At 73.8% G+C, this 22,562-nt stretch carries 21 protein-coding genes; 12 read left to right on the top strand and 9 right to left on the bottom strand.

The window, feature by feature from the left end; translation table 11 throughout:
- Window positions 1-42 precede the first annotated feature (42 nt).
- Window positions 43-1,029: a hypothetical protein gene (locus ACIQE0_RS30810; RefSeq protein ID WP_402338457.1), complete on the bottom strand. Its 987-nt coding sequence runs from the start codon at window positions 1,027-1,029 to the stop codon at window positions 43-45.
- 216 nt (window positions 1,030-1,245) lie between these two features.
- Between ACIQE0_RS30810 and ACIQE0_RS30805 the strand changes: the two genes are divergently transcribed.
- Window positions 1,246-1,974, top strand: coding sequence for a PhzF family phenazine biosynthesis protein (locus ACIQE0_RS30805; RefSeq protein ID WP_402338454.1), 729 nt, complete (start codon window positions 1,246-1,248; stop codon window positions 1,972-1,974).
- Window positions 1,975-2,008: 34 nt separating this feature from the next.
- On the opposite strand, the gene ACIQE0_RS30800 is transcribed toward ACIQE0_RS30805, so the two are convergent.
- Together ACIQE0_RS30800 and map are read right to left on the bottom strand one after the other, a co-directional pair.
- On the bottom strand, window positions 2,009-2,719 hold the full coding sequence (locus ACIQE0_RS30800; RefSeq protein ID WP_402338452.1) for a heme oxygenase (biliverdin-producing): 711 nt from the start codon (window positions 2,717-2,719) through the stop codon (window positions 2,009-2,011).
- A gap of 177 nt (window positions 2,720-2,896) precedes the next feature.
- Entirely contained in the window at window positions 2,897-3,754 is an 858-nt protein-coding gene (gene map, locus ACIQE0_RS30795; RefSeq protein ID WP_366331951.1) for a type I methionyl aminopeptidase, read from the bottom strand.
- Between the two features lie 67 nt (window positions 3,755-3,821).
- On the opposite strand from map, the gene ACIQE0_RS30790 reads away from it, so the two are divergent.
- A complete protein-coding gene (locus tag ACIQE0_RS30790) occupies window positions 3,822-4,064 on the top strand; it encodes a hypothetical protein (protein WP_366331950.1) in 243 nt (80 codons plus the stop codon).
- Between the two features lie 15 nt (window positions 4,065-4,079).
- On the opposite strand, the gene ACIQE0_RS30785 is transcribed toward ACIQE0_RS30790, so the two are convergent.
- Both ACIQE0_RS30785 and ACIQE0_RS30780 read right to left on the bottom strand, forming a co-directional pair.
- The gene (locus ACIQE0_RS30785) at window positions 4,080-4,757 is read right to left on the bottom strand and encodes a hypothetical protein (protein ID WP_402338448.1); all 678 of its coding nucleotides are present in this window, start codon (window positions 4,755-4,757) and stop codon (window positions 4,080-4,082) included.
- A 216-nt stretch (window positions 4,758-4,973) separates the two neighbouring features.
- Window positions 4,974-5,933 (bottom strand): dihydrodipicolinate synthase family protein, encoded by a 960-nt coding sequence (locus ACIQE0_RS30780; RefSeq protein WP_366331948.1) that lies wholly within the window; start codon window positions 5,931-5,933, stop codon window positions 4,974-4,976.
- A gap of 173 nt (window positions 5,934-6,106) precedes the next feature.
- Between ACIQE0_RS30780 and ACIQE0_RS30775 the strand changes: the two genes are divergently transcribed.
- The 7 genes from ACIQE0_RS30775 to ACIQE0_RS30745 all read left to right on the top strand — a co-directional run bounded on the left by ACIQE0_RS30775 (window position 6,107) and on the right by ACIQE0_RS30745 (window position 12,466).
- Window positions 6,107-6,832: a FadR/GntR family transcriptional regulator gene (locus ACIQE0_RS30775; RefSeq protein WP_402338510.1), complete on the top strand. Its 726-nt coding sequence runs from the start codon at window positions 6,107-6,109 to the stop codon at window positions 6,830-6,832.
- Between the two features lie 260 nt (window positions 6,833-7,092).
- A complete protein-coding gene (locus ACIQE0_RS30770; protein ID WP_402338444.1) occupies window positions 7,093-8,184 on the top strand; it encodes an exo-alpha-sialidase in 1,092 nt (363 codons plus the stop codon).
- A complete protein-coding gene (locus ACIQE0_RS30765) occupies window positions 8,181-9,515 on the top strand; it encodes an ABC transporter substrate-binding protein (RefSeq protein ID WP_402338441.1) in 1,335 nt (444 codons plus the stop codon). The genes ACIQE0_RS30770 and ACIQE0_RS30765 overlap by 4 nt, the downstream gene beginning before the upstream one ends.
- Complete coding sequence (locus tag ACIQE0_RS30760) at window positions 9,512-10,525, top strand: carbohydrate ABC transporter permease (protein WP_402338438.1); 1,014 nt, start codon at window positions 9,512-9,514, stop codon at window positions 10,523-10,525. The genes ACIQE0_RS30765 and ACIQE0_RS30760 overlap by 4 nt, the downstream gene beginning before the upstream one ends.
- Window positions 10,522-11,373 carry a carbohydrate ABC transporter permease gene (locus ACIQE0_RS30755; protein ID WP_384099904.1) on the top strand — a complete coding sequence of 284 codons (852 nt, stop codon included), beginning with the start codon at window positions 10,522-10,524 and terminating at the stop codon, window positions 11,371-11,373. The genes ACIQE0_RS30760 and ACIQE0_RS30755 overlap by 4 nt, the downstream gene beginning before the upstream one ends.
- 43 nt (window positions 11,374-11,416) lie before the next feature.
- Window positions 11,417-12,151, top strand: coding sequence for an NADPH-dependent F420 reductase (gene npdG, locus ACIQE0_RS30750; RefSeq protein ID WP_366331943.1), 735 nt, complete (start codon window positions 11,417-11,419; stop codon window positions 12,149-12,151).
- Between the two features lie 96 nt (window positions 12,152-12,247).
- Window positions 12,248-12,466 (top strand): hypothetical protein, encoded by a 219-nt coding sequence (locus ACIQE0_RS30745; protein WP_366331942.1) that lies wholly within the window; start codon window positions 12,248-12,250, stop codon window positions 12,464-12,466.
- Between the two features lie 16 nt (window positions 12,467-12,482).
- Here the strand turns inward: ACIQE0_RS30745 and ACIQE0_RS30740 are convergent, their stop codons facing one another.
- Window positions 12,483-13,286, bottom strand: coding sequence for a site-2 protease family protein (locus ACIQE0_RS30740; RefSeq protein WP_384099906.1), 804 nt, complete (start codon window positions 13,284-13,286; stop codon window positions 12,483-12,485).
- A gap of 206 nt (window positions 13,287-13,492) precedes the next feature.
- Between ACIQE0_RS30740 and ACIQE0_RS30735 the strand changes: the two genes are divergently transcribed.
- Window positions 13,493-16,831 carry an AfsR/SARP family transcriptional regulator gene (locus ACIQE0_RS30735; RefSeq protein WP_402338432.1) on the top strand — a complete coding sequence of 1,113 codons (3,339 nt, stop codon included), beginning with the start codon at window positions 13,493-13,495 and terminating at the stop codon, window positions 16,829-16,831.
- A gap of 55 nt (window positions 16,832-16,886) precedes the next feature.
- Here the strand turns inward: ACIQE0_RS30735 and ACIQE0_RS30730 are convergent, their stop codons facing one another.
- From ACIQE0_RS30730 to panB, 3 genes are all read right to left on the bottom strand, one after another.
- Entirely contained in the window at window positions 16,887-17,717 is an 831-nt protein-coding gene (locus tag ACIQE0_RS30730) for an ABC transporter permease (RefSeq protein WP_366331939.1), read from the bottom strand.
- Entirely contained in the window at window positions 17,714-18,757 is a 1,044-nt protein-coding gene (locus ACIQE0_RS30725; RefSeq protein WP_366331938.1) for an ATP-binding cassette domain-containing protein, read from the bottom strand. The genes ACIQE0_RS30730 and ACIQE0_RS30725 overlap by 4 nt, the downstream gene beginning before the upstream one ends.
- A gap of 91 nt (window positions 18,758-18,848) precedes the next feature.
- Window positions 18,849-19,754: a 3-methyl-2-oxobutanoate hydroxymethyltransferase gene (gene panB, locus ACIQE0_RS30720; protein WP_402338428.1), complete on the bottom strand. Its 906-nt coding sequence runs from the start codon at window positions 19,752-19,754 to the stop codon at window positions 18,849-18,851.
- Between the two features lie 237 nt (window positions 19,755-19,991).
- Here panB and ACIQE0_RS30715 point away from each other — a divergent pair, with 237 nt between their 5' ends.
- Window positions 19,992-21,608, top strand: coding sequence for an MFS transporter (locus ACIQE0_RS30715; RefSeq protein WP_366331936.1), 1,617 nt, complete (start codon window positions 19,992-19,994; stop codon window positions 21,606-21,608).
- Complete coding sequence (locus ACIQE0_RS30710; RefSeq protein WP_366331935.1) at window positions 21,605-22,273, top strand: TetR/AcrR family transcriptional regulator; 669 nt, start codon at window positions 21,605-21,607, stop codon at window positions 22,271-22,273. Before ACIQE0_RS30715 ends, ACIQE0_RS30710 begins: the two co-directional genes overlap by 4 nt.
- The last annotated feature ends 289 nt before the right edge of the window (window positions 22,274-22,562 follow it).

Here is a 22,562-nt window from a genome sequence, read left to right as displayed (position 1 = left end):
CGACAGCCCCTCCGCCGCACTCCGTGCGCTTCCGGTGCTCCTCTACAGCGCCTTCGCCGAGGTCTTCGCCTCGATCCGGTTCAGCACCTTGATCTTGCCTTCGGTGCCCTTCGCCGGAACGGTCACGGCCTGGCCCGACACCGTCGTGAACGCCATCCGCGTGGTCTTCTTCACCGGCCCGTCCACGATCCCGCGCAGCTCCGGCGGCACCGTGATCATCAGGCCCTTGGAGACCGTCTTCTGCTGGTGGTAGATGGTCGAGAAGAACACCAGCGCCCCGCCGTCCGTGGTCCGCAGCGCCACCGGCGGCAGGTTCGACGGCTGGTCCTCCCACTGGATACGGGCCCCCGGCTGGTTGGCACCCGAGGCCCGCCGGTCCCGCCATCCGGTGGTCTCCCGGCCCGGCGCGAACGCGTCGCCCTTGCCGGTGCCGAGGTAGTCCGCGTACGCCTGGCTCAGCTTGCCCGGATCGACCGTCAGCCCCGACGAGCCGTCCGCGGGCACCGCCTCCGCATAGCCGTCGGTGACCTTCAGCTCCGGGGCCTTGTTGCCGGGGAACGTCGCCAAGTACACCGCCCGCCACTTCGCGTTGACCGCGTCCCGGCTGAACACCAGGAACCAGCGGGTGTTCTGGCCGTCCCCGCCCCGGCGATTGCTGAGCGCGTCGCCGATGAAGAACTTCGGCCAACCCTTCTGCTGGGGCACGGTGAAGTGCGCGTCCGTGAACGCCAGCGGGCTGAAGCCCGGGTTGCCGTTGGGGCGGACGCCGCGTGCGGCCTTTATCCCCGCCTGGTCGATGGCGAGCAGGGCACCGTCCTCGAACGAGGCGTTCACCTTCGCGTCGAGTGTGCGGTTGGCCTTGTTGAAGCCGTCGGTGAAGTTCTTGAGCGCCTGGGCGGCGTCGGCCTTCGACACCGCGGGCAGCACCTCGCGCTCGCCGTGCACCGTCATGCAACCGCTCAGCACCACCAGCGCGGTTGCTGCCGACGTCACTGCTGCGGGCACCCGGAACGGCGACCTGCGTGTCATGGGGCTCGGGCTCCTTCGGGGCGACCGGGGCGGACGGGAGCCGCCGGGGTGGCACGATTTCGGCGCAACCATACCCGGTGGCCGGTGGCTTGCGCCGGGGCGGCGGGGTGGGGTTCCGTGGTCGCCCCGGGTCGCTTTCTCCCGGTGCCGGTCGGCTCCGCGGTCTCGTCCCCCGGAGGCATGGCCGGGCGCAGGTCGGCGGCGGACAATGGCCGGATGAGCGAGCGGAGCGAAACGAACGGCCGTGGCGGCCTGGACCTGTTGCGTGTCTTCTGCGGGCCGGCGGGGCGGGGCGGTAACGCGCTCGCCGTGATGCGGGAGGGGGCCGCCCTCCCCGGGCAGGCCGATCGCGCCGCGCTTGCCGCTGAACTCGGGTACAGCGAGACGGTGTTCGTCGACGGCGCCGCGGACGATGGTGACGCCGCCGCCGTCGAGGTGGACATCCACACGCCCAGCGTGCGCCTGCCCTTCGCCGGGCATCCCCTCGTCGGCGTCGCCTGGTTGCTGCGGAGGACCGGCCGGCCGGTGCGTGCGCTGCGGCCGTCGGCGGGGGAGGCGGCCGTGCGGTACGACGGCGACCTCACCTGGGTGCGGGCCCGGGCCGGCTGGGTCACCGAGCGCCGCACCGAGCGGTACGGCTCGGTCGCCGAGGTGGACGCGTTGCCCGCGCCGCCGCCGGGCGAGGGGTGGCTCTACGCCTGGGCCTGGGAGGACGAGGCGGCGGGCACGGTCCACGCCCGGGCGTTCCCACGGCGCGGGGACGGGATCGTCGAGGACGAGGCGACCGGGGCCGCCGCGCTCCTGCTGACGCACCAGTTGGGCCGCCCCCTGACCATCCGCCAGGGGGCGGGCTCATGGCTGTTCACCCGGCCGTGCGGGGACGGCACGATCGAGATCGGCGGGCGGGTGCGCGCCGATACGCCGGTGGTGCCGACGGTCCGGTGAGGCCGTGGCGGGCGGTCGCGCCGAGGCGCCGGGCTCAGGCGGACAGGGGGAATTCCTCGGCGAGTTCGCGGAAGAGCGTGCTGTTGAGGGCGAAGGCGCGCTTGCACTCGTCGATGGTGCGCTGCTTCTCCAGGTCGTCGACGGGCAGCGCGTCGAGCCGTGCGCGGTACGCGCGCTTGAAGGCGGCCGGGTTGTCGATGCCGTCGAAGACGTAGAAGCGGACGCCGTCGCCCTTGCGGGCGAAGCCCCAGGTCTTCTCGGCGGTGCCGCGGATGATCTGGCCGCCGGAGAGGTCGCCGAGGTAGCGGGTGTAGTGGTGGGCCACATAGCCGGCCGGCCAGTCGCGGGCGCAGGTGGCGATGCGGTCGGCGTAGACGGCGGTGGCGGGGAGGGGGTCCACGGCGGTGTGCCAGTGGGGGCCGCTGAGGCGGGCGAGATCGCGCTCCAGCTCGGCGGTGCGGGCCAGTTCGGGGCGTATGAAGGGGCCCGCGACCGGGTCCGCGGCGAGGTCCGGGGAGACGTCTTCGAGCGCGCGGTAGATGAACCACAGCTGCTCGGTGTAGCGCCGATAGGCGGCGACGCCCAGCCGGCCGCCCAGGAGACGGCTCATGAACGAGGAGTTCTCGGCCTCGGTGTGCTGCTCGTGCGACGCCGTGCGGAGAGCCGTCGAGAAGGGTGGGGGCGCGCCCTGCTCGGGCGCGTCCGAGGGCTCGGGGGTGGACGGGGTCGGATGGGGCGCTTCCAAGGCGGACCTCCGGGGGCCGGGAGAGCGCGGACAGGAGTGGAGCGGCGCGCGGTGGTGCGGTGGGAACAGGCCGATGCGTGCGCGCAGGCTTCAGCTCAGGGTTACCTAACTACGCCGAGCGGGCCCGGTCAACCTGTTCCCGACATCCTGTCGGTAAAAACGCTACTCCCGTCCGGTTCAGGGCAGCGTAAGGATCTCCGTCCCGGTCTCGGTGACCACCAGCGTGTGCTCGAACTGCGCGGTCCGCCTGCGGTCCTTGGTGACCACGGTCCAGCCGTCCTCCCACATGTCGTACTCGTGGGTGCCCAGCGTCAGCATCGGCTCGATGGTGAAGGTCATGCCGGGCTTGATGTCGGTGGTGTGGTGCGGGCTGTCGTAGTGCGGAACGATCAGGCCGGAGTGGAAGGAGGAGTTGATGCCGTGGCCGGTGAAGTCGCGGACGACTCCGTAGCCGAAGCGCTTGGCGTAGGACTCGATGACCCGGCCGATGATGTTGATCTGGCGGCCCGGCTTGACGGCCTTGATCGCGCGGTTGAGCGCCTCCTGGGTGCGCTCGACCAGCAGCCGCGACTCCTCGTCCACCTCGCCGCACAGATACGTGGCGTTGTTGTCCCCGTGCACACCGTTGATGTACGCGGTCACATCGAGGTTCACGATGTCGCCGTCCCGCAGGACGGTGGAGTCCGGGATGCCGTGGCAGATGACCTCGTTGATCGAGGAGCACAGGGACTTGGGGAAGCCGCGGTAGCCGAGCGTGGAGGGATAGGCGCCGTGGTCGCACATGAACTCGTGGGCGACCCGGTCGAGTTCGTCGGTGGTCACGCCGGGGGCGATGTGCTTGGCGGCCTCCGCCATCGCCTGGGCGGCGATCCGGCCGGCGATCCGCATCCGCTCGACGGTGTCGGCGTCCTGCACCTCCGGCCCGGTGTACGGGGTCGGTCCGGACTTGCCGACGTATTCGGGGCGCCGGATCGCAGCGGGGACGGGGCGGGTGGGGGAGATCTCCCCGGGGACAAGAAGCGACTGGCCAGACATGCCAGCGAGTGTATCCGCGGGCCGTCGGGCAGGATGGGGGCACGGGAGCCACACACAGGAGGCGGCAATGGCGCTGTTCAAGCGGCGGACGGTCGGCAAGCCGGGCGAGTGGTTCTACTGCCTTGAGCACAAGACGGTCGAGGAGGGCCCGCAGTGCCGCGCCGCCGACCGCTTCGGCCCGTACGCCTCGCGCGAAGAGGCGGCGCACGCCATGGAGACCGCGCGGGAGCGGAATCTGGAGTGGGAGACCGACCCCAAGTGGCACGACATGGGCAAGGGCGGCCGGCGGGACGACGCGGACGACGCGTAGCGGCCGGCCGGCCCCTCACCAGCGCGGGGGCGGCGGGGCCGCCAGCCCCTCGGCGAGGCGGGTGAGGCGGTCGCGGAAGCGGTGGCGGCGCGGCCCGGGCCGGCTGTTCTCGCCGGCGGCGGCGCTGACCAGGTGCTGGACGGTCTCCAGGTCGAGGCCGGGGGCATCCGGGGAATCCGAGGCGGCGGGGAAATTCGAGGTGCCCGGGGCGCCAGGGGTGCCGGCGGGGCCGGGCGGTGGCGGTGGAGCGGCGGTCAGGGCGTCGTGGGCCAGGGTGTGCAGATCGCGGTCGCCGGAGTCCAGGGCGAGCACGGTGGCGCCGTTGCGGCGGGCGTCGTGCACCCGCTCCAGCAGCCCGGCGTCCGGTCGTTCCGGCGTCACGACCAGCAGCGTCGCGCCGCGTCCGGCGGCCGCCAGCCGTCCCGGGCCGACCGCGAGGTGCGGCGGCGCCCCGGCGGGCACCCGGTGGCGGATCAGCGTCGGCGACAGCTCCGGCAGGCCCGACCAGGCGGCCTCGTCGTCGAGGTGGGCGGCCAGGTGCCAGGGCTCGTAGCCGGCGCTGCCGACCAGCAGCAGACCGCCGCCGTGCGGGGCCACCGCGGTCCGCAGCGAACCGGCGAAGCGGCGGGTGGCCGCGATCCACTCGGTTCCGGCGAGGACCTCACGCAGCAGGGCGACGCGTACGGCATCCATGGCGCGGCATGGTGCCGTATCGGTGGACCGGGAGGGAATGGGGGCGGCGCGGTGTCACCCGTACGGGGGTAGTGGTTGGCAGCTCGGGTCGCGGGGTCGCGGGGTCGCGGGGTCGCGGGGTCGCGGGGTGCAGGGCTGCCTGCCGCCGGGGCGGCGGGGCCGCTCGGTGTGGCCGTGGTGGTGCCGTCCTGGGGGCGTGGGGGAGTGGTGGCGGTCTCAGGGGGCGGGGTGCAGGCCGGCTTCGGTCAGATGACGTCCTACCTCCGTGCGTGAGGCCTCGCCCAACGGGATCTGCGGGGCGGCGGTGTCGCGGCGCGCGATCACGCCCAGGAGCTGGAGCGCCGCCTTGAAGCCCCCGAGGGCGGAGGAGCTGCGGCCCATCTCGGCCTCCGGGCCGGTGTCGGTGAGGCCGAAGAGGGCGACCAGGCGCTCCTGCTCGGCCGCGGCCCGGGGCCAGTCGCCGGCCCGGGCGGCCTCGTAGAGCCGGACGTAGCCCGCCGGGTCGACGTTTCCCAGGCCCGGGACGACGCCGTCGGCGCCGGCCAGCAGGGCGGCGTCCGCGGTGAGTTCGGAACCGGTGAGGACGGCGAAGGCGGGGGCGGGGCCGGCCTGCCGGGCGGTGCGGCCGCCGAGCGCGACCAGCAGCCGGCGCAGCGCGCCGTCGTCGCCGCTGGAGTCCTTGAGCCCGGCGAGGGTGCCGTCCTCGGCCAGTTCGCGGACCAGGGCGGGGGAGAGCTTGCTGTGCACGGACACCGGGATGTCGTAGGCGATCAGGGGCAGGTCGGTGGCGGCGCGCAGGCGCCGGAAGTGGGCGGCGGTCTCGCGGGGGTGGGTGCGGGTGTAGAAGGGGGCGGTCGCGACCAGGGCGTCGGCGCCGAGCGCGGCGGCGGTCCGGGCGTGCTCCAGGACGCGGGCGGTGGTGGTGTCGAGGACACCGGCCAGGACCGGGACCCGGCCGGCGGCCGCGGTGGCCACCGTCTCCAGGACGGTGGCCCGTTGGTGGTTGGTCAGATAGGCCGCCTCACCGGTGGACCCCAGGGCGAACAGGCCGTGGACGCCGGCGTCGAGGAGGTGGCCGACCAGGCGGGTGAGGGAGGCGGTGTCGACCTCGCCATGGGGGTCGAGCGGGGTGCAGACCGGGGGGATGACGCCGTGCAGCGGGGCGGGGAGTGCCATGAGGGCTCCAAGGGCGGCTCTGAGCTGGGACGTCAGACATGGGATGTCCGATATCGCGGTCACAATAGGCATGCGCGCGGGTACCAGGTCAAGGATTCCCGTACCCGGTGTGGGCCGAACAGGCCGCCGGCGCGCGGCACATGGGGTGCGGGAGACGGAAGAGGGCGATGGGGATGGCGCGAGGGACGATGTCCGAGGACGTCCAGGCGCGGATCAAGCAGTTGATCCTGGACCGCGGACTGACGCCGGGCGATCCGCTGCCGACCGAGCTCGACCTGGTCGCCCTGCTCGACGTCAGCCGCAACTCGGTGCGCGAGGCGCTCAAGGCGCTCCAGGCCATGCGGATCGTGGAGATCCGGCACGGCTTCGGCACCTACGTCGGCGCGCTCAGCCTGGAGCCGTTCGTGGAGGGCGTCGCCTTCCGGGCCGCGGTCCGGCACCACCAGGGGGAGCCCAGCCTGTACGAGCTGATGGAGGTCCGGGAGGCGCTGGAGGCGGGGCTGATCGGTGCCGTGGCGCGCGGGCTGCCGGAGGCGGACCTCGTGGTCCTCAAGGGGCTGGTGCAGCGGATGGCCGAGGAGGCGCGCGGCGGCGAGGTGCTGAGCGCCACCGACCGGGCCTTCCATCTCGCGCTGTACCGGTCGCTCGGCAACCACCTGCTCAGCGAGGTGCTGGACGCCTTCTGGGCGGCGCTGCGCCGGGTCCGCGAGGACCTCGCCGACGTCCGGCCGGACCCCGAGGTGACCTACCGTCAACACGCCGAGATCGTCGACGCGTTGGAGGCGGGTGACGGGGAGCGGGCGGTGGCGGCGATGCACCGGCACTTCGACGGAATCCGGCGCCGGTTGACTGCGCAGTCGCAGTCGCAGTCGCAGTCGCAGCGGCAGTCGCAGCCGTAGCGGCGGTGGCCATGGCCGTGGTCGTGGTCGCGCCGCGGCCATGCCGTAGTCGTCGGCTCGGGTGCCCCTTCCGCGCCGGGTGTCGGCAAGGCTCCCGATTGCATCGGGATCATCCCGTTCACCCGGATTTCACCCCGCGTCGAGGGCATCGTTGCCGACACGGAAATGCGTCATGTGCCGCGCCTTGACGGCCAGTTGGCCGCTCCTTATGGTCCGCAGGACAAGGGACGTCCTACGTCTTGCCCGTGTGGGGGTGACCCATGGCGTATGCGAGCTCCGTGCCGTACCGGGCCGGGACCGAGGGGTATGCGAGCTTCCGGATCCCGGCCGTGGTGCGGGCGCGTTCCGGGGCGGTGCTGGCGTTCGCCGAGGGGCGGGTCGACTCGGCCGCCGACGCGGGCCGCATCGACCTCGTGCTCAAACGCTCCACCGACGGCGGCCGCACCTGGGGGCCGCTCCGCCGCGTCGCCCGCAACGGCACCGGTACGGCCGGCAACCCCGCCCCGGTCGTCCTCGCCGGCGGCCGGGTGCTCCTCGTCCACGTCCGGGCCGCCGCCGACGCCACCGAGGACCGCATCCGCCGCGGCCTGGTCCGGCCCGCCGACGGCCGCCGGGTCTGGCTCCAGCACAGCGACGACGACGGTGTCACCTGGAGCCCGCCGCGGGAGATCACGGCCGGGACCAAGCTGCCCCACTGGCGGTGGTACGCCACCGGGCCGGGGCACGCCCTCCGCTTGCGCCACGGTCCGCACGCCGGCCGGCTCGTCGTCCCCGCCAACCACTCCGTCCCGCCCACCGCCCCCGGGGACACCGGCACCGAGCCCCGCTACGAGGGCGGGCACCTCCTGCTCAGCGACGACGACGGCGCCACCTGGCGGATCGGCTCCGCCGGCCCGGGGGCGGCCGCGACCGCCGCGCCCAACGAGACCACCGCCGCCGAACTCCCCGACGGCACCGTCTACGTGAACGCCCGCAACGCCGCACCGGCCGCCTGGCGCCGCCTGGACGCGGTCTCGGCGGACGGCGGCGAGCACCTCGCCGGGCCCTTCCGGCCGCAGGCGGGACTGTCCGGCCCGCAGGTCCAGGGCAGCACCCTGCACCTCGACGACCGCGGCGAACTGCTCTTCTCCGGGCCCGCACACCCCGACGCCCGCGCCCTGATGACCGTCCGCACCAGCCGGGACGGCGGGCTGACCTGGCGCACCCGGCACACCGTCGGCGGGCTCCCGGCCGGCTACTCCGACCTCGTCCGGCTCGACCCGGACACCGTCGGACTGCTCTACGAGACGGGCGACTTCAGTGCCCACGCGACCCTCACGTTCCGCCGCATCCCCCTTGAGGAGCCGGCATGACCAGCAGGGACGCCCCGCGCGGCGGGGTCCGCCGGCGAACGGTCCTGGGCGGGGCGGCCGCGGCGGGGCTGGCGCTCGCCGGCTGCGCCGACCGCGGCGGGGGCGCACCCCGGGTGCGGAAGAGGGGCCAGCGGATCACCCTCACCTTCTGGTCCTGGGTGCCGGGCATCGACGGGCCCGTGGACCTGTGGAACCGCCGCCACCCGGAGGTCCGGGTCAAGGTCGAGAAGGTCTCCGCGGTCAACGGCGAGCAGTACGCCAAGATGCACGCCGCCATCAAGGCCGGCAACCCGCCCGATCTGGGCCAGATCGAGTTCCCGGTGATCCCCGGCTTCCTGATGGACAACGGGCTGCGCGACCTCGCCCCGCTCGGCGCCGCCCGCCACCGCGCCGCGTTCGTCGCCTGGCAGTGGCGGCAGTCCGTCCTCGGGCCCGGCATCTACGCCATCCCGCAGGCCAGCGGGCCGATGGGGCTGTTCGTCCGGCAGGACCTCTTCGACCGGTGGGGTGTACGGGTGCCGGGGACATGGGAGGAGTACGCGGCGGCGGCCGAGGCGGTCCGGCGGCACGGTGCCTGGATCGAGACCTTCGCGCCGGCCAACGGGAACCGCTTCGCCGGTCTGGCCTGGCAGGCCGGCGCCAAGTGGTTCGCCTCCGACGGCGACACCTGGATCGTCCACCTCGACGACGAACCCACCCGCAGGGTCGCCGACTTCTGGGAGGGGCTGGTCCGGCGCGGGCTCGTCAAGACCATCCCGGACCGCCGGGACGCCTGGTACCGGGACATCCAGACCGGCGCCATCCCGGCCTGGGTGGGCGCCAGTTGGGGCGATGCCCTGCTGGCCGGCAACGCGCCCGGCACCAAGGGCGGCTGGCGGGCCGCGCCGCTGCCGCAGTGGCACCCCGGCGACCGCGCGTTCGCCAACTGGGGCGGCTCCACCATCGCCGTCTTCGCCGCGGCGCCCTACCCCAGGGACGCCCTGGACTTCGCTCTCTGGCTGAACACCGACCCGGAGTCGATCGCCCTGCTCGTCAAGGGCGGTTACGGCTTCCCCAGCGTCACCTCCGGCTACCGCGCCACCGACCTCGACGCCGAGGCGGACTTCTTCGGCGGCCAGGCGTACAGCGCGGTCTTCGCCGACGCGGGGGCGCACGTGGACACCGGCTGGCAGTGGGGACCGGGCGTGGACGCCCTCTTCGCACAGCTCGGGGACGCCTTCACCGACGCGCTCGCCGACGGCAGCTCGTTCCGCTCGGCGCTGGTGAAGGTGCAGCGGCAGACCGTCGCCGACCTGCGGGACCAGGGCCTGAAAGCGGAGAGCGGAGCATGACGGCCCCACCGCGGCGCCGCCGCCCGACCGCGCGCCCCGGGGCCCGGAACGCCCGGGCCGCGGCCGGCTTCGTGCTGCCCTTCCTCACCCTCTTCACCCTGTGCTACCTCGCCCCGGTCGGCTACGCGGTGTGGACCAGCCTCCGCCGCACCGAACGCACCGGCCCGCTGGGCCTGGGCCGGCAGCACGAGGCGTTCGCCGGCCTCGCCAACTACGCGCACGCGCTCGCCGACGACCGGTTCCTGGCCGGTTTCGGCCGGGTGCTGCTCTTCGGCGCCGTCCAGATCCCGCTGATGACGGTGCTGGCCACCGTCCTGGCGCTGCTCCTGGAGAGCGCCGCCGCCCGCTGGGTCGCCTTCTTCCGCGGCGCCTTCTTCCTGCCGTACGGGGTGCCGGGGGTGATCGCCTCGATCCTGTGGGGCTTCCTGTACGTCCCCGGCCTGAGCCCGCTGGTGCGGATCGCCCAAGAGGCGGGCTGGGACGTGGACTTCCTCTCCCGCGGCAGTGTGCTGTGGTCCCTGGCCAACATCGTCACCTGGCAGTTCACCGGCTACACCATGCTGGTGCTGATCGCCCAGCTGAAGTCCGTCCCCGGCGAGCTGTACGAGGCCGCGCGGATCGACGGCGCGAGTGCCTGGCAGACGGCCCGGTACGTCAAGCTGCCGCTGATCCGGCCGGCGCTGGTGCTCACCACGGTCTTCAGCATCATCGGCACCCTCCAGCTGTTCGCCGAGCCGATGGTGCTGCGCCCGCTCACCTCGTCCATCGACTCCGGCTACACCCCCAACCTGCACGCGTACAGCGAGGCGTTCGTCGCCAACAACCCGCACCGGGCGGCGGCCGAGGCGGTGCTGCTGGCGCTGGTGGCGTGCGCGGCGTCGTTCGGCTTCCTGCGGCTGGCCGGCGGGCGGGGAGGGAGCGCGCAGGAGCGGCCGCGTCCCCGGCGGGCGCGGGACGGAGCGCGGAGCGGCAGCCCAGTCCCCGACGGGAGAGGGAGGCGCCGCGGATGAGCACCCGGGCCCCGGTCCGGCACCGGATCATCACCGCTTCCCTGCTGGCCGTCGCCGCGCTCTACTTCCTGGCACCGATCTACTGGTTGGTGGTCTCGGCCACCAAGAACAGCGCCGACCTCTTCGGCACCTTCGGCTTCTGGTTCTCCGACCACCCGCGGCCGGTCCGGTACCTCACCGACGTCCTCACCTACGACCACGGCGTCTACCTCCGCTGGTTCGCCAACTCCCTGCTGTACGCCGGGCTCGGCGCGGTCTGCGCCACGCTGCTGTCGGCCGCCGCGGGCTATGCGCTGGCCAAGTTCCCGTTCCGGGGGCGCGAGACGGTCTTCGGCCTGGTGCTGGCCGGGGTGCTGATCCCGGCCACCGCACTGGCCCTGCCGCTGTACTTCCTCTTCAGCTCCCTGGGCCTGGCCGACACCTACGGGGCGGTGCTGCTCCCCAGCGCGGTCAGCCCGTTCGGGGTCTACCTGTGCCGGATCTACGCGGCCGCGGCAGTGCCGGACTCGCTCCTGGAGGCGGCCCGGATCGACGGGGCGGGCGAGGCCCGGATCTTCGCCGGACTGGGGCTGCGGCTGATGGGGCCGGCGCTGGTCACCGTCTTCCTGTTCCAGTTCGTACACATCTGGAACAACTACTTCCTGCCGCTGGTGATGCTCTCCGACTCCGGTCTCTACCCCGTCCAACTGGGGCTGACGACCTGGATCGGCTACGCCGACCGGCAGCCGGTGCTCTACCAGTACACGGTCGGCGGCGCGCTGCTGTCGGTGCTGCCGCTGATGATCCTGATGACGGTGCTCCAGCGGTACTGGCGCACCGGGTTGACCGAGGGGAGCGTCAAGGCGTGACCGCGCCGCGGGGAGTGGACCGGGGCGTGACAGTATCGCTGTCATGACTACTTCTGACGCTGCTGCGACCCCGTCTGCCAGTCCTTCCGACGCCGCCAAGCCGGCCGCCCGAGACCCCTGGGACCTGCCCGACGTCTCCGGTCTGGTGATCGGCGTCCTCGGCGGCACCGGCGACCAGGGCCGCGGCCTGGCCTACCGGTTCGCCCGCGCCGGCCACAAGGTGATCATCGGCTCCCGGGTCGCCGAGCGGGCGCAGACCGCCGCCGACGAGCTGGGCCTGGGCGTCGAGGGCGCCGCCAACGCCGACTGCGCCCAGCGCAGCGACGTGGTGATCGTCGCGGTGCCCTGGGAGGGCCACGCCAAGACCCTCGACGCGCTCCGCGAGGAGCTGGCCGGCAAGCTGGTGATCGACTGTGTCAACCCGCTCGGCTTCGACAAGAAGGGCGCCTACGCGCTCAAGCCGGAGGAGGGCAGCGCCGCCGAGCAGGCCGCCGCCCTGCTGCCGGACTCCCGGGTCACCGCCGCCTTCCACCACCTCTCGGCCGTCCTGCTCCAGGACCCGGAGATCGCCGAGATCGACACCGATGTGATGGTGCTCGGCGAGCGCCGCGCCGACACCGACCTGGTGCAGGCGCTGGCCGCCCGCATCCCCGGGATGCGCGGCGTCTTCGCCGGCCGGCTGCGCAACGCCCACCAGGTCGAGTCCCTGGTCGCCAACCTGATCTCGGTCAACCGCCGCTACAAGGCGCACGCCGGGCTGCGCGTCACCGACATCTGAGCCGGCCGCCCGGCGGGGGTGGGGAGGGCGCGGCGGGGTCGCCGCGGGGCATTTGGGACACTGGTGCCGACCGTACGACCGACAGGAGCCGACCCCATGCCCTCCCTCCCCCCGTCCGGACCGGACCGGCGCCTCGCCGTCCTCGCCCTCGCCGTGTGCCTGCTGGCCGTCGCCGCGGCGGTGGTCTCCTTCGTCCAGGGCAGCTTCGTGGGCATCGTGTGGGTGCTGCTGGCCGGCGTCTCCAGCAACATGGCGTGGTTCTACGTCCGCAAGGCGAAGCTGGAGCGGGCCCGCCGGGCCGCGACCTCCGGCTGATCCGCCGGGCCGGTCCTCACACCGCGCCGGGCTGCGGCACCTGCGGCTCGCCCTGCCAGAAGCGGAAGAACTCCTGGCCCCAGTAGGTGTCCCAGGCCGGCACGCCCAGGCCCCGCAGCACGGTGTGCACCAGCTCGAAGAAGACCTGGTTGACCTCGGGCACCCACAGCAGGCCGAAGACGACCAGCATCCCGAACGGCGCGAACGGCTCGACCTGCCGCCGCACCCCGTGCGAGAGCCACGGCTCGATCACGCCGTAGCCGTCCAGTCCGGGCACCGGCAGGAAGTTCAGGATCGCGGCGGTCACCTGGAGCAGCGCCAGGAACGCCAGCGCGTAGCGGAAGGTGTCCGGCACGCCGTCCGCGGCGCCCAGCCAGAACGGTGCGCTGACCACCGCCGCGAACAGCACGTTGGTCAGCGGGCCGGCCGCCGAGATCAGACTGTGCCGCCAGCGGCCCCGGATCCGGCCGCGCTCGATGAACACCGCGCCGCCCGGCAGCCCGATCCCGCCCATGATGACGAAGAGCACCGGCAGCACGATGCTCAGCAGGGCGTGGGAGTAGACGAGCGGGTTGAGGGTGAGATAGCCCTTGGCGCGCACCGTGGTGTCGCCGCCGTGCAGGGCGGTGCGGGCGTGCGCGTACTCGTGCAGGCACAGCGACACCACCCAGCCGGCGACCACGAACAGGAAGACCGCGAAGCCGGTGTTGGCCGCGAGGGTGCCGCTCCAGACGGCCCAGCCGGAGACCGCGAGGACGGCGACGAGCGCGAGGAAGACCGGGCTGACCCGGTGGTCGGCGCGCGGGAGGGCGGTGGTCATCGGTACGGGCTCCAGGGGGTGGTTCGGGGGCGGTGGCCGGCCACGGGGCGCGGACGGGCCGCCCCCGACCGTATCCGCGGTGCGGCCGCCGGCGCACGGGCCGGCGGTGGGCCCGCCCGCCGGGCGCGGGCGGCGCAGGGTGCGCCCTGACCCCGGAAACGCCGCTCGGGCACCACGGAGTTCCCCCGGCGGGCGACAATGTCCCGGTGCGCTACGGAATTCTCGGCACCACCCAGGCCGGCCGGGCCGACGGCACCCCCGTCGTCCTCGGGGGCACCAGGCTGCGCGCGCTGCTCGCCGCGCTCGCGCTGCGCCCCGGCCGGGCGCTGCCCGCGGACGCCCTGATCGCCGACGTCTGGGGCGCGGACCCGCCGGCCGATGCGCCGGGCGCCCTCCAGGCGTTGGTCTCCCGGTTGCGCCGCGCCCTGGGCCGGTCGGCGATCGCCTCCGTCGACGGCGGCTATCTGCTGTCCGTCGGGCCGGAGGCGGTGGACCTGCACCGCTTCGAGCGGCTCGTGGCGGAGGCCGACCGGTCGCTGGACGCCGCCGACCCGGACCGGGCCGCCGCCCTGCTCGACGAGGCGCTGGCCCTGTGGCGCGGCCCGGCCCTCGCCGACCTGCCGGACGCGGCCGTCGAGGCGGCCCGCGCCGAGCGCCGCCGGCTGGACGCCCAGCGGCTCCGCCTCGCCGCCGACCTGGCCCTGGGCCGGGCCGCCCCGGCGCTGCCCGCCCTGACCGCGCTCTGCCTGGACCACCCGTTGGACGAGCCCCTCCAGGTGCTGCGGCTGCGCGCGCTGCGCGACGCCGGCCGCAGCGCCGAGGCGCTCGCCGCCTACGAGGAGATACGCACCGGCCTGGCCGACCGCTTGGGCGCCGATCCCGGCCCGGAGCTGCGCGCCCTGCACGCCGAACTGCTGCGCCCCGATCTCCCGCCGGCCCCCGCGGCCCCGGCCGCGCCCGCCCCCGCAGCGCCCCCGGCCGCCCCCGCCGCGCCGCTGGCCGGCAACCTCCGCGCCCGCCTCACCTCCTTCGTCGGCCGGGAGCAGGAACTGGCCGCGCTCCGCGCCGACCTGTCCGCGCACCGGCTGGTGACGCTGCTGGGCCCGGGCGGCGCCGGCAAGACCCGGCTCTCCCAGGAGGGCGCCGAGACCGCCGCCGCCGCGCTGCCGGACGCCTGGCCGCACGGGGTCTGGCTGGCCGAACTGGCGCCGGTGGACGACCCGCGGACGGTGCCGGAGGCGGTGCTGACCGCGCTCGGCGCCCGCGAGACGGTCGTCCGCGGCACCGCCGAGGGGCTGCGGGCCGCCTCCGACGTGGCCGCCCGGGACCCGCACGCCCGGCTCGCCGAGCACTGCGCGGGCCGCCGGATGCTGCTGGTGCTGGACAACTGCGAGCACGTCATCGGCGCCGCCGCCGAGCTCGTCGAGCGGCTGCTGACCTCCTGCCCGGGCGTGACCGTCCTGGCGACCAGCCGGGAGCCGCTGGCCGTACCGGGCGAGGCGGTGCGGCCGGTGGAGCCGCTGCCCGACCCGGTCGCGCTGCGGCTGCTGGCCGACCGCGGGGCCGCCGCCCGCCCCGGCTTCCAGGTGGCCGCCGACGAGGAGACCGCGGCGGCCTGCGCGGAGATCTGCCGCCGGCTGGACGGTCTGCCGCTGGCGATCGAACTCGCCGCCGCCCGGCTCCGCATGATGACACCCCGTCAGCTCGCGGACCGGCTCGACGACCGCTTCCGGCTGCTCACCAACGGGAGCCGCACGCTGCTGCCGCGCCAGCAGACCCTGCGCGCGGTGGTGGACTGGTCCTGGGACCTCACCGACGAGCCCGAACGGGCCGTGCTGCGGCGGCTGTCGGTCTTCGCCGGGGGCTGCGACCTGGCCGCCGCGGAGGAGGTCTGCGCGGGCGGTGGCGTCGCCGCCTACGAGGTCGCCGGGCTGCTCGGCTCGCTGATCGACAAGTCGCTGGTGGTGGCCGCCCCCGGCGCCGGCGGCCCGATGCGCTACCGGCTGCTGGAGACGGTGGCCGAGTACGCCGGGGAGCGGCTGGACGAGGCCGGCGAGCGCGCCGCCGTCGAACGCCGCCACCTGGTCGCCCACCGCGAACTGGCCCGCGCCATGGACCCGTTGCTGCGCGGGCCCCGGCAGCGCCCCGCGATCGACCGGCTGGAGCTGGAGCACGACAACCTGCGCACCGCGCTGCGCCGGGCCATCGCCGCCGGTGACGAGCAGGAGGCGCTGTGCCTGGTGCTCTCCCTCCAGTGGTTCTGGTCGCTGCGCGATCACCGCGGCGACGCCCGCACCTGGGCCGTGGCCGCCACCGAAATGGGCCCCAACCCCTTCGCCCCGCCCGTCGAAACCGCCCCCGACCTGCCCGAACGGCCCATCGACACCCCGCCGCCGATGGCCCCCGAGCAGTTGGTGGAGGCCCGCCGCGAGGTCCGGCTGGTGGCGCTGACCACCCTCGACAACGACCTGGAGGCGCTGCGCCGCCCGGACATGCAGGAGGAGCTGGCCGGGATCCTGGCCGCCTACCGGGTCGGGATGCCGCAGACCTGCCGGGTGCCCGGGGTGATCTGGCACTACGCGCTGATGATGGCCGACCGGGGGGAGGAGCTGATCGACCTGGTCGACGGCACCGTCGAGGCGTGCCGCGGCTTCGGCTACGACTGGGAGCTGGCCTACGTCCTCCAGATGCGCTCGAAGGTGCTCAACGACCGCCCCGGCGGCCTGGCCCAGGCGACCGCGGACGCCGACGAGGCGCTGCGGATCTTCCTCCGGCTCGGCGACGCGTGGGGCGCGGCGGAGGCGCTGGCGGGGCGCGGCGAGGTCGCCGAGAAGCGCGGCGAGTACGCGAGCGCGGCGCGCGACTACCGGGCGGCGATGGTGCACGCCGAGGAGCTGGGCGCGCACGGCCAGACCCTGCTGCTGCGCACCCGGCTGGGCGGGGTGATGATCGAGGACGGCCGGGCCGAGGACGGCGAACGGATGCTGCGGGAGGTGCTGACCGAGGCGGAGGGCCACAGCGGCGGCCGGGACGCGGTGCCGTACGCGCGGATGATGCTCGCCATGTGGTTGTCGATGGACGGGCGCACCAAGGAGGCCCGTCAAGAACTCCGCATCGTGCGGGAGGCGTTCGCCGTGCACGGCCCGGACATCTTGATGGGAGTGCTGGACGCCGCGCTGATCTCGCTGGACGTGGACGAGGGGCGGCACGGGGCCGACCTCCTCCCGAGGACGCGGCAGGCCCTGGAGCTCAACCGCGACTCGCTGACGCGGCTGGTGGCGCCGGACCTGCCGGTGGTGCAGCTGCTGACCGGCGCCCGGGTGCTGCTGGCCGTCCGCGGCGCGGCCGGGGCCCGGGACGCGGCCCGGCTGGTCGGCGCCTACGACGGATTGTGGAGCCGGGCGCACGTGGCGCCGCTGATCGTGCGCGAGGATCGGGCCCGCACCGAGGCGGCCGCCCGCGCGCTGCTCGGCGACGCGGCCTATGCGGCCGCCGTGGCCGAGGGCGGCGGACTGTCGCTGGACGAGGCCGCCGCCCTCATCTGACGCGCGCCGGGCGGGCGTCGGCCGCCCGCGGGGAGATCTCCCGCGGGCGGTCGCGTCAGGTCTTGTTGCGGAACTTCCGCACCGCGAGCGGCATCGTCACGGCGGTGATGGCGACCGCCCAGCCGAGCGTGATCAGCGTCGGGTGGGCCACCGGGCCATGGCCGTTGATCAGCGCGCGGGCCGCGTCGGCGAGGTTGGACAGCGGGTTGATCTTCGTGAAGCCCTCCAGCCAGCCGGGCATCGACTGCGTCGGTGCGAAGATCGACGAGCCGAACTGGAGCGGCATCAGCACCAGCATCGCCATGCCCTGCACCGCCTGCGGGGTCTTCACGCTCAGCCCCAGCAGGATGAAGATCCACATCAGGGCGGCGCCGAAGAGTGTGGACAGCGCGATCGAGGCGAGGAACGCCGGTATCGAGCCGCGGACCTCCAGGCCCAGCAGGAAGCCCATGCCCAGCAGGATCGTGGTGGCCAGCAGCATCCGGCCGACCTCGACGACGATCTTGGCTATGAGGACCGAGGACCGGGCGATGGGCATCGTCCGGAAGCGGTCCATCACGCCCTTGCGGAAGTCCTCGTTGACGCCGGAGCCGACCGCCATGGCGATGTTCATGCCCATCATCGCCATCATGCCGGGCACCAGATACTGCACGTACTCCTGCTGGTTGCCCTTGCCGGCGATGGCGCCGCCGAAGACGTAGACGAACAGCAGGATGAAGATGATCGGCATCAGCAGCGCGTCGAACAGCGTCTCCGGGTCGTGCTTGATCTGCACGAGGTTGCGCCGCGCCAGCGCGCCGATGTGCCGCAGGCTGTTCCGCAGGCCGATCCGGCCCTCGTCGGCGGTGGGCCGGGCGGCGTCCACCGTGATCGTGGCGGCGCTCATGCCCCCACCTCCGCGTAGGTCTCGTGCTCGTCGGGCGTGGAGGTGGCGGCGTCCGGGCCGCCGGTCCCGGTGGTCTTCTGGCCGGTGAGGGCGAGGAACACCTCGTCCAGGCTGGGCAGATGGGTGCTGATGCCGGCCAGGGCGAAGCCCCGGGCGCCGAGCAGGCCGACCACCGCGGTCAGCTGCTCGTCGCTGACGATGGGCACGTTGACCACACCCCCGCCGTGGTCGGCGGTGGCCCCGGCGAGACCGTCCAGACCGGCCTGGGCGAGGGCGCCCACCATCCGGTCCAGTTCACCGGCGTCGGTCGGCCGTATCTGGAGGGTCCGCCCGCCGACCTTCGCCTTCAGCTCCTCGACCTGGCCCTCGGCTATCACCTGGCCGCGGTCGATCACCGCCAGCTCGTGGGCGAGCTGCTCGGCCTCCTCCATGTACTGGGTGGTCAGCAGGACGGTGGCGCCCTCGCGGACCATCCGCTGGACCTCCTCCCATACCTCGTTGCGGGTGCGCGGGTCCAGGCCGGTGGTCGGCTCGTCCAGGTAGAGGACCGACGGCCGGCCGATCATCGAGGCGGCCAGGTCGAGCCGGCGGCGCATGCCGCCGGAGTACTTCCCGGAGGGGCGCTTGGCAGCCTCGGTCAGCGAGAACCGCTCCAGCATCTCGTCGGCGCGGGTGCGGGCTTCCTTGCGGGAGAGGTCCAGCAGCCGGCCGATCATGTAGAGGTTCTCCCAGCCGGAGAGCTTCTCGTCGACCGAGGCGTACTGTCCGGTCAGGCCGATCCGGCGGCGCAGCGCGCGGGGCTGGCGCACCACGTCGCAGCCGGCCACGACGGCGCGGCCGGCGTCCGGCACCAAGAGGGTGGACAGGCAGCGGACGAGGGTGGTCTTGCCTGCGCCGTTCGGGCCGAGCACACCGAGCACGGTGCCCTCGCGCACGTCCAGGTCCACGCCGTCGACGGCCTTCACCTCGCCGAAGTGCTTGACCAGACCGCGCACCTCAACGGCGTTGCCGCTCCTGGTGGTTGTCGTCTGTCGCGTCATGCCCTCAACAGTGCCAGCCGCCACTGACAACGCACCGACAGGCCGCCGACAGCCCGGCTGCGGGCGTGCGGCGGCCTGTCAGGCGGACCCTTTAGTGGAAGGTGTGCTCTTCAGCGGGGAAGGCGCCGCCGACCACATCCTGCGCGAACTCCTTGGCCGCGCCGCCGAGCAGTTCGCGCAGGTTCAGGTACTGCTTGACGAACCGCGGCACCCGGCCGGCGGTGAAGCCCGCCATGTCGGTCCACACCAGCACCTGGGCGTCGCACTGCGCCCCGGCGCCGATGCCGACGGTGGGGATGTGCAGCGAGCGGGTCGCCTCGGCCGCCAGCTCGGCCGGTACCGCCTCCAGCACCACCGCGAACGCCCCGGCGTCCTGCACCGCCTTGGCGTCCCGCAGCAGCTGCTGGGCGGCCTCCTCGCCACGGCCCTGGACCGGGTAGCCGCCGAAGGCGTGCACCGACTGCGGGGTCAGTCCGATGTGCGCCATGACGGGGATGCCGGCGGACACCAGCAGCTCCACCTGGTGCGCGGAACGCTCCCCGCCCTCCAGCTTGACGGCGCCCACCCCGGCCTCCTTGACCAGCCGGGTGGCGCTGCGCAGCGCCTGGACCGGGCCTTCCTGGTACGAGCCGAACGGCAGGTCGGCGACGACCAGGGCGCGCGTGGTGCCGCGGACCACCGCGGCGGACAGCAGGGTGATCTCGTCCAGCGTGACCGGCACGGTGGACTCGTAACCGAGGTGGCAGTTGCCCATCGAGTCGCCGACGAGCAGCACCGGGATCCCGGACTCGTCGAAGACCGAGGCGGTCATCGCGTCGTAGGCGGTGAGCATCGGCCACTTCTCGCCGCGCTCCTTGGCGGCGGCGATGTCGCGGACGGTGATCCGCCGCGAACGGGCACCCCCGTAGAGGGACTTGGGGTTCTCCTTGGCGGGCTTGGCGGTGGGCCCCTGGGTGGCCTCCGCGGCCGGCTTCCGGGCAGGCGAAAGCTGCGTCATGGTGACGGCTCCTGTTTCCTCATCTCGAAGCACCCTGACGGTGTCTCCGGACTCCCGTCCATGCTGGCACGGCGGGCCCGGCGAGCAAAAGGGGGAGGTGCGGCGGAGGCGGCGGCGCCGGGTCCGGGGGCGCCCGGCCGGCCCGCCGACCGGCCGCGTTCCGGCGAACCGGTGGCCTTGCCCGACGCCCTGTCGATACGGAACGGTTCCGTATCGCAAGCGGGCTATGGTGGCGCCATGGCCACCTCTCCGAAGCCACCCGCCGGCGCCCCCCGCATCCCCGCGCACCTCCACCGGCGGCGCTGGGTGATCCTCTCCGTCCTGATGCTCAGCCTGCTGATCGTGGTGCTGGACAACTCGATCCTCAACGTCGCGATGAAGACCATCGCGACCCCGGCCCCGCACGGCCTCGGCGCCACCCAGAGCGAGCTGGAGTGGGCGATCAACGCCTACACGCTGGTCTTCGCCGGGCTGCTGTTCACCTCCGGCCTGCTCGGCGACCGCCTCGGCCGGAAGAAGGTCCTCCTCTTCGGCCTGGCGGTCTTCGGCACCGGCTCGGTGCTCGCCGCGATCTCCGCCTCGCCCGCCCAGCTCATCGCCTTCCGCGCGGTGATGGGCCTGGGCGGCGCCTTCGTCATGCCGGCCACCCTCGCCATCTTGATGAACGTCTTCGAACGGGAGGAGCAGCCGCGGGCGATCGGCATCTGGGCCGGCGGTGTGGGGCTGGCCATCGCCGTCGGCCCGATCGCCGGCGGGCTGCTGCTCGACCGCTTCTGGTGGGGCTCGGTCTTCCTGATCAACGTCCCGATCGTGGTGCTCGCGCTGATCACGATGGTGCTCCTGGTGCCCGACTCCAAGGACCCCGCCCCCGGCAGGCTCGACCCGGTGGGGGTGCTGCTCTCCGTGGTCGGCCTGGTCCTGCTGGTCTACGGGATCATCAAGGGCGGCCAGCTCGCCGACTTCACCGCCCCCGTGGTGCTGGCCACGATCCTCGCCGGCCTGGTGGTGCTGGCCGGCTTCGTCGTCCACCAGAGGCGCAGCGACCACCCGTCCATCGACGTCGGCTACTTCCGCCGGCCCGCCTTCTCGGCCGCCGTCGCCGCCATCGCGCTGGTCTTCTTCGCGCTGATGGGCGTCACGTTCTTCATCGTCTTCTACGTGCAGAGCGTGCGCGGCTACAGCCCGCTCTCGTCCGGGCTGCTGATCCTGCCGCTGGCCGCCGCCCAGCTGATCTTCGCGCCCCGGGCCCGGCTCGCGGTGGACCGGTTCGGCGCCCGCGCGGTGTGCACCGTCGGCATGCTGGTGGTAGCCGTCACCATGGCCGGGATGGTGCTGCTGCGCACAGGCACCCCGATCTGGGTGCTGGAGGTGCTGTTCTTCCTCCAGGGCACCGGGATGGCGCACATCATGCCGCCGGTCACCGTCACGATCATGCAGTCGCTGCCGCGCGAGAAGGCCGGCTCCGGCTCGGCGATCAACAACATCTTCCGGCAGGTCGGCGGCACCCTCGGCGTCGCCGTCATGGGCTCGCTGCTGTCCACCACCTACCGCAACGGCATCCAGGGCACCCTCGACGTGCTGCCCGGCCTGCCCGGCCCGGTGCGGACCGCGGCCGGCGAGTCCATCGAGGCCACCCTCGGCCTCGCCGCCCGGCTGCACCCGGGCGTGGCCCACCTGCTGATCGCCCGGGCCGACGAGGCCTTCCTGCACGCCATGCACGTCACCGCGCTGGGCTCGTCGATCGTCTCGGTCTTCGGGGCCGTGGTGGTCGCCGCGTTCCTGCCGGGCAAAATGGCCCAGGCCCCGCACCCGGCGGAGCCGCGGGACGGACGGAAGGCGGGCGCAGCACGATGAGCGGGGTGGCGGAAGACCGCGGGCGGACGGACGGGGTGCGCGCGGACGCGTCGGCCCCCGGGCGCCGGGGCCGCCCGCGCAGCGCCGCCGCCGACTCCGCCATCATCGAGGCGGTGCTCCGCCTGATCGAGGAGGGCGTCCCCATAGGCGAGGTGTCCATGGAGCGGATCGCCCGGGAGGCCGGCGTGGGCAAGGCCACGCTCTACCGCCGCTGGCCCGGCAAGAGCGCGCTGCTGCTCGATGTGATGCGGTCCCTGGAGGCGCCCGGCCCGCCGCTGGCCGGCGGGCCGGTCCGCGAGGACCTGGTGCTGCTGCTGGAGTTCTGGCGCCACCGCGGCCTGGCCAAGCGCAACTCCGCGGTACTGCGCACGGTCGTCAGCCATGTCCAGGCCCAGCCCGAGCTGTGGACGGAGTACCACGAGACGGTGGTCCGGGCCCGGCACGAGGCGCTGATAGGGGTGCTGCGGCGCGGGGTGGCCACCGGTGAGGTCCGCGCCGACCGCGACCTGGAGACCCTCGCCGACCTCTTCGTCGGCCCGATGCTGGCCCGGGCCCTCCTGCGGGAGTGGAAGGAACTGCCCGAGGGGTTCGCCGAGGACGTCGTCGACACGGTGCTGGAGGGCGTCCGGCCCCGGCCGGCACTGCCGGACACGAAGGCCGGATGACCTTGATCGTGGGGCATGTGACCGGAAGATGCCCGTTCTGTCACAGCCGCCGTCACGAAGCGTCATACCGGAACCCGGCGCGCCGCACACACCGTCATCCCTTGCGGGAACGCCACGACGGATCCGGCGGTACGCGGATCTAAGAGAGCGTTTCACCGCCATCACCTAGGGTCGAAGATCACAGGTGCGGCGCATCGGAGCAGGGCGGCAAGGCAGTGAGGACGGCACAATGACGCAGGCGTACACGACGCAACAGGGACACGGCCAGGGCTCGCTGCGGGCCGGTTCG

It is taken from the genome of Streptomyces sp. NPDC093097 (genome assembly GCF_044754325.1).
Taxonomy (GTDB): domain Bacteria; phylum Actinomycetota; class Actinomycetes; order Streptomycetales; family Streptomycetaceae; genus Streptomyces.
Note: the sequence above shows the minus strand (reverse complement) of the source record. Positions and strands in the feature narration are given on the sequence as shown.